At 43.7% G+C, this 12,177-nt stretch carries 12 protein-coding genes and 1 pseudogene; 5 read left to right on the top strand and 8 right to left on the bottom strand.

Translation table 11 applies throughout. The features are described from left to right. Positions 1–19: 19 nt before the first annotated feature. Positions 20–212, bottom strand: a pseudogene (locus EYR97_RS15150) (hypothetical protein). A 339-nt stretch (positions 213–551) separates the two neighbouring features. Here EYR97_RS15150 and EYR97_RS15155 point away from each other — a divergent pair. Beyond that, entirely contained in the window at positions 552–1,367 is an 816-nt protein-coding gene (locus tag EYR97_RS15155; RefSeq protein ID WP_131094509.1) for a DUF2884 family protein, read from the top strand. A gap of 181 nt (positions 1,368–1,548) precedes the next feature. Beyond that, positions 1,549–2,370: an NAD-dependent epimerase/dehydratase family protein gene (locus EYR97_RS15160; protein ID WP_131094510.1), complete on the top strand. Its 822-nt coding sequence runs from the start codon at positions 1,549–1,551 to the stop codon at positions 2,368–2,370. 81 nt (positions 2,371–2,451) lie between these two features. Here the strand turns inward: EYR97_RS15160 and EYR97_RS15165 are convergent, their stop codons facing one another. The 3 genes from EYR97_RS15165 to EYR97_RS15175 form a co-directional block, all read right to left on the bottom strand. Then, entirely contained in the window at positions 2,452–3,873 is a 1,422-nt protein-coding gene (locus EYR97_RS15165) for a sodium-dependent transporter (protein WP_131094511.1), read from the bottom strand. 199 nt (positions 3,874–4,072) lie between these two features. Then, positions 4,073–4,807 (bottom strand): SDR family NAD(P)-dependent oxidoreductase, encoded by a 735-nt coding sequence (locus tag EYR97_RS15170; protein WP_131094512.1) that lies wholly within the window; start codon positions 4,805–4,807, stop codon positions 4,073–4,075. Next, positions 4,797–5,222, bottom strand: a complete 426-nt coding sequence (locus tag EYR97_RS15175; RefSeq protein ID WP_131094613.1) for a thiol-disulfide oxidoreductase DCC family protein — start codon at positions 5,220–5,222, stop codon at positions 4,797–4,799. Before EYR97_RS15175 ends, EYR97_RS15170 begins: the two co-directional genes overlap by 11 nt. Positions 5,223–5,481: 259 nt before the next feature. On the opposite strand from EYR97_RS15175, the gene msrA reads away from it, so the two are divergent. Further along, positions 5,482–6,024: a peptide-methionine (S)-S-oxide reductase MsrA gene (msrA, locus tag EYR97_RS15180; protein WP_131094513.1), complete on the top strand. Its 543-nt coding sequence runs from the start codon at positions 5,482–5,484 to the stop codon at positions 6,022–6,024. 108 nt (positions 6,025–6,132) lie between these two features. Here msrA and EYR97_RS15185 read toward each other — a convergent pair whose 3' ends face one another. After that, positions 6,133–7,254, bottom strand: a complete 1,122-nt coding sequence (locus tag EYR97_RS15185; protein WP_131094514.1) for a hypothetical protein — start codon at positions 7,252–7,254, stop codon at positions 6,133–6,135. Between the two features lie 248 nt (positions 7,255–7,502). Between EYR97_RS15185 and EYR97_RS15190 the strand changes: the two genes are divergently transcribed. Both EYR97_RS15190 and fldB read left to right on the top strand, forming a co-directional pair. Continuing rightward, positions 7,503–9,275, top strand: a complete 1,773-nt coding sequence (locus tag EYR97_RS15190; RefSeq protein ID WP_404840974.1) for an alkaline phosphatase family protein — start codon at positions 7,503–7,505, stop codon at positions 9,273–9,275. Positions 9,276–9,292: 17 nt separating this feature from the next. After that, on the top strand, positions 9,293–9,829 hold the full coding sequence (gene fldB, locus EYR97_RS15195) for a flavodoxin FldB (RefSeq protein WP_131094516.1): 537 nt from the start codon (positions 9,293–9,295) through the stop codon (positions 9,827–9,829). A gap of 17 nt (positions 9,830–9,846) precedes the next feature. On the opposite strand, the gene EYR97_RS15200 is transcribed toward fldB, so the two are convergent. The 3 genes from EYR97_RS15200 to EYR97_RS15210 are packed head-to-tail and all read right to left on the bottom strand — an operon-like array spanning position 9,847 to position 12,037. Next, complete coding sequence (locus tag EYR97_RS15200; protein ID WP_131094517.1) at positions 9,847–11,484, bottom strand: PepSY domain-containing protein; 1,638 nt, start codon at positions 11,482–11,484, stop codon at positions 9,847–9,849. Beyond that, positions 11,481–11,780, bottom strand: coding sequence for a hypothetical protein (locus EYR97_RS15205; RefSeq protein ID WP_131094518.1), 300 nt, complete (start codon positions 11,778–11,780; stop codon positions 11,481–11,483). The genes EYR97_RS15200 and EYR97_RS15205 overlap by 4 nt, the downstream gene beginning before the upstream one ends. Beyond that, entirely contained in the window at positions 11,780–12,037 is a 258-nt protein-coding gene (locus EYR97_RS15210; protein WP_131094519.1) for a hypothetical protein, read from the bottom strand. The genes EYR97_RS15205 and EYR97_RS15210 overlap by 1 nt, the downstream gene beginning before the upstream one ends. Positions 12,038–12,177: the final 140 nt, after the last annotated feature.

Raw genomic sequence — 12,177 nt, forward strand, 5'->3', positions numbered from 1 at the left:
TATTTATTACACTATCGCCTTACGCTAATGCGTAAGCCATCAGTGAGCAAAGTATCAGGCCAGTAACGCCAAAAAAGCCATACTCGAGTTTTTTCTTGCATGCCTTCTGCACCTGCTTTCGCAGTGATAAAGCCCATAATGATGCTGCTTAGCCCTAACGTAAAGGCAATTAGCGCAACACCAAACATAATTGCATTAATCCAATCAGCCATTGTGATAACCCCTTAAAATAATTGGCGGTATTATGCATCAATTCAACGGCTTTGAACATGCTTGTTAGCGGTTTAATTCTATCCAACTTTGGTCTATTAGCTTTCTCTTGATCTTGGTCAAAATTACCATTTAGTTAATTATTTCGCCAAATAGTAAATCAAAAATCAAAGACCCAGTTTTAACAAAACAACTATCACATTGTTTTTAAAGAATAAAAAATAATGGCAAGCGCATTGCAAAATACTAAAAGTAGCCAAGTTTACAGACCATGCAATCACAGTAATGGTCGCAGCACGAAGCCATATTGCCTCGTTACTTTTTGAATTAAGGAACTAACAATGTCGAATAAACTATTAATCTCTGTTGCAGTTGCCGGTGCTTTGTTGAGTGGACAAGCGATGGCACATGGAAATAGCTTTCAAAATAATAGCTGTGATATTGAGCTAGACGGTGAATTGCAATACTACCAAGGTGATCTTACGGTCACTACAGAAAGTGGTTCTGTGATGAGAATCGACAAGCAACACAATTTAACCATTAATGGCGAAGCAATATCACTGAATAGCGAACAGCAACAATGGGTAGACCAATACTACGACAGTATTGATATGGCGATCCCTATGACATTGACCATTGCCAGTGAAGGTCTGCAAATTGCAAATGTAGCCGTTACTGAAGTGTTTACTGAACTGCTTGGCGGCAGCAACTCAATGAACGACGATTTTAGTGAGCTATTTACCTCATTGGAAGCCAAGCTCAATACGTCGTTTTACGATGAAGCCGGTAACATTCGCGTAGATTCAACTAAGTTTGATGAACCAGGCTGGTTTGATGAAAGCTGGGAAGATGAGTTTGAGTCGCAAATTGAATCGCTAGTGAGTGAATCTATGGGCCGCATTCTTATCGCTTTAGGTACACAGATGTTGTGGGAAGGCGGTGATATGAGCGAGTTTGAGCAGAAAATGGAACGCTGGGGTGAAGACTTAGAGCACCGTTTGGAAACGCAAGCCAATGCACTAGAAGAAAAAGCTGACGCGCTGTGTGAAGTATTGCAAAAAGCAGACTATGCCGAAAACCGTATGCAGGCCTCTATAAATGGTTTAGACGATTTAAACTTACTTGAGCTAGAAAGCAGTGATGAAATGAAAATGTAGTTAGTGCTTAGACGTTAATTACTCTAATCCCAAATAGTAACAAATAGTAAAAGCCGAACTTATGGAGCTACTCCAAAATATAAGTTCGGCTTTTTTGTGCATTTAACGATATCCTATAATCTAGACTCCCTAAAACACACACTAGAACCACATCTCTCCTAAAACGATTATGGAAAAATCAATGGCTCATAAATTGGTAATAACCGGCTACGGCTGGTTGGCTGGTTATTTAAGTGACGCACTTAATGGCAAACTAGATATTATTGGTACCAGTAGACAAGAAAATAAGCTCAGCTTGTTAGCCGACAAAGGTGTAACACCCGTCCACTATGCGTTGGGTGAAAGTACACAAGCATTGTGTCAGCACCTGAAACACGCCACCTTGCTTATTAATATCCCGCCAGGCAGACACAATACTGATTTAGATGCGTTTACACAAAATATGAAATCGCTTATTGACGACGCTATAGCAGCACAAACAGCACACATCGTATTTATCAGCACCACATCAGTTTATGGTGATAGTAAAGACCTTTTGTTATGCGATGTGGATGAAAAAAGTGCGGTGGCTCCTGAAACGGCATCAGCCAAAGCACATGTGGCAATAGAGCAATACCTTGCCAGCAACGCGGCATCAACAAAATATACCATTGTTAGATTGGCAGGTTTAGTTGGCCCAGACCGTCACCCTGCGCGTTCATTGAGTGGACGCTCAATCAGTGATGGTAACAAGCGAGTCAACCTGGTTCATATCGCTGACGTGGTTGAAGCACTTTCACGCATAATACAAACACCACCGGCAGAAAATCTTTTGCACCTTTGTAGTCTGGTACACCCAAAACGGGGAGAGTATTACGTTACTGCAGCTAAAGCCTTGGCACTTCCACCACCTGAATTTAGCGAAACCGACCTTCCGCCAATGGGAAAAGTCATTAATTCGTCCAAGAGTTGGCAGGTGCTTGGCATTACACCTACTTATAGCAACCCTGACGATATGTATTAGATTAAAAAAGCGGTGATAGTGTTAACGACTATCACCGCTTTAACTAATCACGACATTTAGAGTAAGTTATTCTTTGGCATCTTAGCCGAATAAACTCACACCAAAGTATTTTACTGCGACAGTATTCACAAAAATAACCAGTAGAATAAGCGGGATGAACGTCTTCAACGACACATCTACATACTTCTCAAACCAACTCCCTTTGAATCCTGTACTTCCCTGTTCAAGGGACGCATTAAAGTTTGCACTCTTCCAACGGTAAATAACGAAAACACAAATCAGTAGCCCGTTAAGCGGTAAGATAGTTTCGTAGAAAACATCAAAAATGACATCGAACAACGACTTGTCAGCGCCAGCGTAATGCATAAAGGCAGTCAAAAACTCGACTTTGCCAAAAGACAGTGCACTTAAAACTGCTAAAACAATCATGATGCTACCAAGTGAAGCTAGTGCCCACTTACGACTTACGCCTTTCTCGTCCATCAATGCTGCTACTGGAACTTCAAAAATAGACACTAGAGATGTGATAGCAGCAAAAAAGACCAATAAGAAGAAAAGGCTCGCCACGATTGACGCACCTAGGTAGCCAATTGAGTCTTGAAGTGCCAAAAAGATACTAGGTAAGTAGGTAAATATCATACCGACTGACGACTCACTTAACTCGTCGGGGTTGATCTCAGGGTTAAACGAGAAAATAGCAGGTAAAATCATTAAGCCCGCAGTAAAAGCTACCGCCGTATCGGTAAGTGCAACGAGTTTAGCAGAGTTAGGTACATCTGCACGTTTGTCGATATAACTGCCATAGGTGATGAGGATACCCATACCTAACGACAGTGAGAAAAACGCTTGCGATAAAGCACCATTTACCACCGACGCAGTTAACTTAGAGAAGTCAGGGACAATGTAAAACTCTACCCCAGCCATCGCGTTTTCGCGGGTTAATACAAACACCACTAAGCCGATAAGCATGACAAACAGAGCCGGCATCAGTAGCTTGGCCGCTTTCTCAATGCCCTCTTTTACACCACCTTGTAAAATAAGATAAACCACACCCACTACAACAGCCATGTAGGCGAAAATAGCAGGAGAGTTGATGAAAATACCAAATGTATCTGGGTTAGCGAGTTTATCTAGGTTGCCGCTGACGGCCTCAAATAAATAACCAAATATCCAGACTGTGATGACCATATAAAATACGGCAATCATGAAAGGTGTAGCAATGGCTAGCCAACCTGCTATTTTCCACTTCGTACTGTTATTACTGATATCGCTGTACGCACCTAGTGGGTCTTTTTTGGCATGACGGCCCACTGACATTTCTGCCAGCATAACAGGCAAACAAATGGCAAACACAAAAATGGCGTACATTAATAAGAATGCCCCACCGCCATTTTTTGCTGCGCCCACTGGAAAGCCGACCAAATTTCCTATACCAACTGCTGAGCCTGCAGCAGCTAAAATAAACCCGATGCGCGATCCGAATTGTTCTCTGGCCTCGCTCATATCCCTTCCTCTTGTTGAGTTATTGTTATTAGTTTATCGGGATGGCGATACTTATGGTGACTCTCTTATGGCGTCAACGCGTAGTATTGCAACCGTTACCGGCTTACCAATACGCTGCACCAATCCCTAACGCAGCATGGTAACAGCAGTCAAAACAAAAGTCTTGATGTTGAATTAACAGAACTATAATTAGACCGTATCACCAAGTTACCACCTCGCCGCGCCAATCAATAAAGTGGCACGCTTGCTCTCTATCTAATTTAGGCAAATGAGTAATGAGTTGTGATGCGGTGAAATCTGCAGTAAACAGTTTTTCTGCCGCTACATTCTTTTGGAAAGGTTTCGACAATGCTGTATCAACAGTTCCTGGGTGATAACACACCAAGACCGAATCTTTAACGCGCCTGCGATATTCAACAGAAGCGGTTTTAACCAGCATATTAAGTGCGGCTTTAGATGCTCGATAGCCATACCACCCGCCAAGTCCATTATCGGAAATACTACCAACCCGTGCACTTAAACACACAATAGTGGCCTGCTTTCTATCAATGATATTAATGAGGTGCTTTAGCCATAGCATGGGAATAATACTATTCACCGCGAAATACACTGATAAGGACTGCTCTGACACTTCTTCCATGCGCTTTTCGGGGTGAATATCAGCATCATGGTTATGCAGCATCCCCAACGCAATCACAACATTGTTAATGTTTATGTCGGCGTCTTTAAAATTTGCCACTAACGCCGATATTTCAGTGTCACTGTGCGAGGCAATGTGGTACGAATGAATGTTGTCGGCGTCTTCGGTGTGCTTTTCACTGTGTCCACGCTTTCTATCAACGGTAAAAACCGTATCTCCTCTTTCACTAAATTTACGCACAAGTGCACGACCAATTCCGCCTGACGCACCAATTATCAAGGTATTATTTGTCATTGGCATCTCCAGGAATGCTCTTTTCAGGAATTCTCTCTTCTGGAATACAGCGCACGCAAGTGCGCTTTTTACCGGTTAGCCAATACGAAATCGTGTAACGATGCTTAGCAAACAGTGTGTAAAACACATCAGCAACATGGCGAATAAGTGGCCAGCGCAGTGGCGCATATAACCATCCCATTCCAACGGTTTTCCACGCTTCGTAAGTTACGTCCAAGCCAGTTATGAGCGTACCGTCATCGCGCATGCCGTGAATACGCGCATTGAGTGCATGCCAATCCAGTTCAGGATATTGCTTTTTGAAATCAAGGTCTTGAATATCGACCAGCGTGAGTTTTTGCTGTTTGTCTCGCTTTTTCAGATGTTTCATTTCGGCCACACACAGCGGACAGTAACCATCGTAGAAAATAATCACCTTGTACCTCACTTCTAACGCACTTGCCATAAGCACAAAACGCCCTAGGATTTTGGTGTATAAGCGGTCTTCACCTAAACCTGCTTTTTGAAACCAAATGCCCTAAACCAAATTCCCAAAATATGTAACGTTTTGTGCTCAAACAGTAAATTTTAATCATTTAATATTCGTTAATACGATAAAAAAACCGTCATGGATGACTTGAGTTGTTTTGCTCTCGCACCCACACTATGAACATAAAATTTTTTGAGGTTAAACCATGGCGAATTTACAAGTTGCAACACTGGCTGGCGGTTGCTTTTGGTGTATTGAATCAGCTTTCAATAGTATTGAAGGCGTAGAAAAAGCGATTTCCGGATATGCGGGCGGAGATAAAGTTGACCCAACGTATGAAGAAGTGTGCACTGGCAACACAGGCCATGCCGAAGTCGTTCAAGTTACCTTCGATGCAGACAATATTAGCTATCGAGAAGTACTAGAAATCTTTTTCGCATTGCATAACCCCACTCAGCTTAATCGGCAAGGCAATGATGTTGGAACCCAGTACCGCAGTGCAGTGTTCTATCACGATGAAGCACAAAAAGCAGAAGCGGAAAAAATAATTGCAGAGATCACCGAAGAAGCGATTTGGCCAGATCCTGTAGTGACTGAAGTAGTAGAAATCAATAACTACTACAGTGCGGAAGATTATCACCAAAGTTATTTTAAGAATAACCCGCAAAATCAATATTGCTCAATGGTTGTAGCGCCTAAGTTAGCAAAATTCAAGAAGACGTTTGCATCGCGCCTACGCACTGAATAATTAGCACTTTACCACAGAGTATTCGCGTGTAAACGTGGTTCGTTTACACGCGTTATTTATAATTAATTGCCTACTTAAAAGGCTTTAATTGAAATCCTAGTCGAACTCTTATTCAAACCAACTTTCTTTCATTTCCAACGGGAAAATGAGTGGTGCCATGTCCTCATAACGAGACTTGTCGGCGTCACAAATAGCGTTTTTCATGTAGTTTTTTACCCATGGATCATTAATTAGCCACAGCGTAGACCCCATCACCACTAGGCCTTCCATTGATGCGTTATCCATTAGGTACTCACCGCAGGCTTCTCCACCATTAACCTTAAATATAACCGGTATGCGTTTGGTTGGCTTGCTTCCCGCGGTATCAATAATCCATAGCTCGTTGTCATTGCGCGCAGCAGCAATCAAAAAGCTATCACCTTTGCCCGTCTTATGCAGTGCCAAACCGTTTATCGGGTGATTTCCCGCAGTGAAGGTAGGAACGTCAAGTGAAGGTGCACTGACTGTTGCAAAGTCATTTATTCCCCAAAAATCATCATCGATATTTAGCGTAAAGATTCGAGGTTGACCCGCTTTGTCTTTTTCTAACCCAAGATAGAGCAAGCCGTTGTCGTCCATAGTTAGCCCTTCTATACCATCGTTCGGGAAGTTACCCACTTCAAATTCAGTAGGAAACTGCAAAGGACGTACATCGCTCATTTCTATTTTTCCCTCTCCCTTTATGGTTAGCTTAACCAGTAGAGTTGGGTAGTCTGTTGAACCTGTTTCTGCATATTTAGCCTCACACGAAGCACTAAGTGCACCAGTTCGAGTGGCATCTTCAGTAACCGTATAAACAATAGAAGGGTCACGAGGATCGGTAGCCAACGCTTCTAAATCAGGCTTTTCACTTAAATATGAATAAAAGCAACTTCTGCGAACGCTTGAAGAAAATGAAAATGCATCACTGGATGTGGTAAATGTCGCGTCAGCTGGATTGATATAGTGAAGTTTGAGCTGCAAGGAAGAATCAGCACTACCATCAGAAATGGTCACCAACTGCCCATCGATGTCGATTAACCCCGAAGTTTGTGGGTTAAACATAACACTACCTTGGGCATCGGTTATCCATTCACCAACCGTCACTTCTTTAAGGTCGACTTTCTTCGGTTTAGTAACTTCCTGTACAGGTTCACTGCAACTTGCAACCAAAGTGACTGCACAAACGGCCAAAAGTGCTTTCTTTAACATCTCGTCATGTTCCTTTTCACGGTTTTAGCATCGCGCTTAAATAATTTGTAAGGGAGTATATCCAGCATACCGTTTATAAACAAAAAAGAGTAAAGTTAGCTGTATTATTTCTAAATTCAATCAAATAAGAGGATTTCGTTATTTCTTTGTCGCACCTCCCACTTGTTGTTGCAGGACCAATTGTTCGCAAAGTTACAGCTACAACCTGTTGTATATGGCTAACAACCACTACACCGGTTGCGCCTAGGTTGTCACTACTGAAAGATCACAACAATGTTGAGGGAGAATCAACCGCTGACACCGTGCAGGTAGGAAAACGTGCCTTTATCCACTTATTACAATTTACCGCCAGTACCTCGTTTAACGAGCGAGAACGAATTAATTACGCCCTGAGTTTTGACAACGAAGAGCTGTCTTTACAATGGCAAGAAGAGTGCGCAGCACTGCTCTATCGCAATCAAGAGCATTTGAGTTTTCACCATACCGCAACACCAGAAACTATTTTGCACGGCTCGTGCAGAAAGCCACATTATCCTAGTGACGATGCACTGGCCCAAGTGGATGAATTACACAAAAAGGCCTTTGAAGGTAACGCTGCTGCGCCAGATTTGCTGTTAATGACAGGCGATCAAATCTATGCCGATGACGTGGCAGGGCCCATGCTAAAAGCTATTCACAGTGCTATCGAGGTACTTGGGTTATTTCATGAATCAGTGGAAGGTGCGGTGATTCAAAATACCAACGAGTTGGCCACCCATCAATATGGGTTTTACCAACGGGAGTTACTGCTACCTCAAATAGCAACAAATACCGTGTTGTCGTCACTCTTTTTTGGTGCCAAGAAAAAGCCCGTATTTACCTCTGTGAATGCGCACAATCATCTTATCGGCAGTGCCGAAGTGATTGCTATGTATCTGTTGGTATGGTCTGACAGCTTGTGGCCGCATGTTCACATAGACAAGTCGCATATCGACAACAAACACGCGGCCAAGTTTGATGCAGAAAATGACGCTATCAAGGGTTTTGTCTCTCAGCTTCCAAAGGTACGCCGAGCACTTGCCCACATCCCCACTTATATGATTTTTGATGATCATGACGTAACAGATGATTGGAATCTCACCCGTGGATGGGAACAAGAAGTGTATGGCAACCCGCTATCAAAACGCATGATTGGCAACGCATTGTTAGGCTACCTACTTTGCCAAGGTTGGGGCAATGCCCCTAAAAAAGTCGCACCGCTAATAGAAACCGTAAGAAAAAATTGCGGTGAAAATGGCTTATCACATCATGACGAAATTATTGATGAATTACTTGATTTTGATCAGTGGCATTATCGATTAGATACCACACCGCCAATCGAAGTCTTGGATACGCGAACGCAGCGTTGGCGCTCTGAGTCAGACATGAACAAGCCATCAGGACTAATGGATTGGGAAGCGCTGTGCGATTTCCAGCACTCAATCATTGGCAAAGAAGCAGTAATTGTTGTATCAGCCGCCCCTATTTACGGAGTTAAAGTAATTGAAGCAATTCAAAAAGTCTTCACCTTTTTTGGTAAAGCCCTTACCGTTGACGCCGAGAACTGGATGGCACATAAGGGCACAGCCAATGTCATTCTTAATATCTTTAGGCATTACAAAACGCCCCCAGAATTCATTATCTTATCCGGTGATGTGCACTATTCGTTTGTTTACGATGTACGTCTGCGCTTTAGACGTCACAGTCCACACATCACTCAATTTACATGCAGCGGGCTTAAAAACGCATTTCCCGACGGATTGATCAAATGGCTTGATAGGTTGAATCGTCTGTTGTATCGCTCTGCTTCGCCACTTAATTTTTTCACACGCCGGAGAAACATGTCGGTTAAAGCGCGCGAACCAAGCATCGGGTATGGTGAATTATTCAACGGATGCGCTTTGGGCGTATTAAAAATTTCACACAAAGACACCGATGTGCACTGCAAAGCTTTGTTGAGCAACGGTAAAGAGGTAGAATTCCCACCAGTGAAAGACGATTAGCTAAAAAGAGGTTTCTAATGAGTAACGGCACGCTGTCAATTGGTTTGTTTTATGGTTCAACAACCTGTTATACCGAAATGGCGGCAGAGAAAATACAAGCCCAACTCAACAGCCTTTTTGATGAAGATATCGTCGCACTTCACAATATTAAAGATATTAGCCTCTCACGCACCGCAGAGTACGACATTGTTATCTTTGGTATTTCCACATGGGACTTTGGCGAGCTCCAAGAAGATTGGGAGTCACATTGGGAAGACGTACACGCCTTAGACCTCTCAAGCAAAACTGTCGCCTTGTTTGGTCTTGGCGATCAGCTAGGCTACGGTGAATGGTTTCAGGATGCATTAGGCATGCTTCACGACGCACTCATTCCTACCGGATGTAAGATTATTGGTTACTGGCCAAATCAAGGCTACGACTTTACTGCGTCAAAGGCGCTTACAGAAGACAAAAGCCAATTTGTTGGCTTATCGCTAGACGATGAAAACCAATATGATGAAACAGAAGCTCGTATTGAAGCCTGGTGTGAGCAACTTCTTGTTGATATGGCGTAAGACGACGTAAACTAGGCTTACGTCGACTTTTTCACCAACTCTGTACGCTGTGGTTGTTGAGTATTATCACTGTGTCCAATGTACCAAATACTATTTCTTTCTCCGTAATAGGCGCGTCGATGAGTTTTCTTGGCGGCGTGGAAAAATATCCAAGCAAACACAAGGGCAACAACGTCGACCATTAATGTATTAGACACCAGTTGCCATTGAATATTTTCATGAATCCACTGGGAAATCAACGTGGTTAGTGGAATGCCTGCACAAGCCAATCCAATAAAAGCTTGTAAAAACACCGCTGATTTCGCTGCACCTCGCCAAAACGTCAAAGCCACAGAAGTCACAAAAATACCATAATAGATGGCGATATACCCTAGGTTGATATCGACACCCGCCAGATAAAGCCATTTTGATGCAAGTATTGAAGTCGCTACACCCAGTACGGAACCCAGACACACACCAATGGTGAGTTTTGCCATTATGGTAACCGAGCGGGATTGTTTCGCTTGTTTTTGGCGGCGCTTTTCCAGCCATAGCAGATTACCTGTATAGAACAGGATTGCCCCCATCATACCCAGTAAAAAGTAAATCCAGCGCCCGGTATCATTGGCAAAATTACCAAAGTGCAGCGCAAAGAAGCTTTTCACCAATGGGCCAAACGCGCCATTTTCCGGAATGCTTAAAGTGCTGTATGTCACGTCCAGTGTAAACGGGTGCATAGCAATGATATCGGTTTCGGCGGCGCGCTGCAGTTTACCGTCGCCGGCTACTTCAATACTCAAACGCGCTCGTGGCGTGGCTAAATCGGCAAACGTTAAACTGACAATATCGTAGCCCTCTACCATGTCTCCGACCGCTTCAAAATAACGTTCTACAGGGGGTAGCTCAGCCACTGAGTACACCTGTTTACTGCCGCCATTGCGCTCGAACATGGGTTCGTCACCGTAAATCAGAGAGAGGCCGCCGTACAGCATGTCGTGGAAAGCAAAGACCACGACTGTCCAAGCTATCAGCAAATGAAATGGCAGGCTGGTGATGCCAATCAGGTTATGGGTATCAAGCCAGAATCGATTTGCGCCTTTCTTTTGTCGCAACGAGAAAAAGCTTTTCACCAGAGTGGGTAGCAGAAAAATAACACCAGACACCAGTGCAATGAAATAGAGTGCTGATGCAACTCCCAGTACCAATACGCCAATATCTTCATGACCGGCTTTACCGGGGATACCTGCGGTGCGATGCAACTGATCAATCAAGTCACCCAGTACATTTTGCTGATTGGCCACTGAAACCAACTCACCTTCCTTGTTGAACGAGGCCTGTCGTAAGTGGCTATCGATACTGAGTCCCCGGCCACCGCCTTGTTCGTACCAGGTCATTGGGCTGTGATGCATTGGACTTTGATGGGGGGCAAAGTGGAGAGTGAAGCCGTTGCTGGCAGTTTCATATTGCGCCGTAGCTTGTTGCACTAGCTCATCGTACTGCCCGACTGAAATAGCTGGCAGCACGTGGTTCTCTGGCACCGCCCACTGGGTAATGGGCGATTTAAACATAGTTAATGCTCCGGCAAAAAAGGCAATAAATAACAACAAGCCGGTCGTAATCCCTGTCCAGGTGTGAATAGACTGGTAAGTGCGAAGAATATCGCTGCGGATCTTCATAAACTGTATCTCAATAGTAAAAAGGTTGCCCACGCGATCAGGTTTGCTGCGCCTAGTACCAGCACAGCCCGCATGCCGGTTCTAAATAAGAATGAGAACGACAGAATCAGTAACCAGACAGGACTGATCATCCACATGTTAAATTGCACTTTATTGGGCGACTGAATCCCACCCGGCCCATACCAGGCAAAAATACCGACCACCGCGAACGCGAACGTCAGTCCAAGCACTGCGCCGGCCAGTGACTTAGTCCACCAGTGAGGTTGAATCTTTTCTTCTGCAGACAGTCGGGCCATTAGGCTTGTCTCCCGGGGCGAACAAGAGAAAGTAGTGGGATCAATGCCAGGATCACCATGATGCTCAACAACCAGATCAGTATGGCTGCCGAGACAGACACTGCATTTAACCAACACACCAGCGCAACACAGGCTAGCAGGTACCCAAGGTATCGCAGAGTCAGTGTTTTTTGCTTCGCAAACAGGCGTTGATTTTTATTGGTGACATAAATCAACAAACAGCCACTGAAAGTAAAGGCCAGTGCCAACACACTCATTATGCCTAATCCATTAGTTTAGTAAATAATAATGCAAATCATACTCATTACTGCAAGTTTGTATAGAAAAATTTGGGTTAATTTACATAAACCTGATCATAGTCAACGATAAATACAAAACTATGTAAATGATATTGATA

It is taken from the genome of Alteromonas sp. KUL42, assembly GCF_006538325.1.
Classification (GTDB): domain Bacteria; phylum Pseudomonadota; class Gammaproteobacteria; order Enterobacterales; family Alteromonadaceae; genus Alteromonas.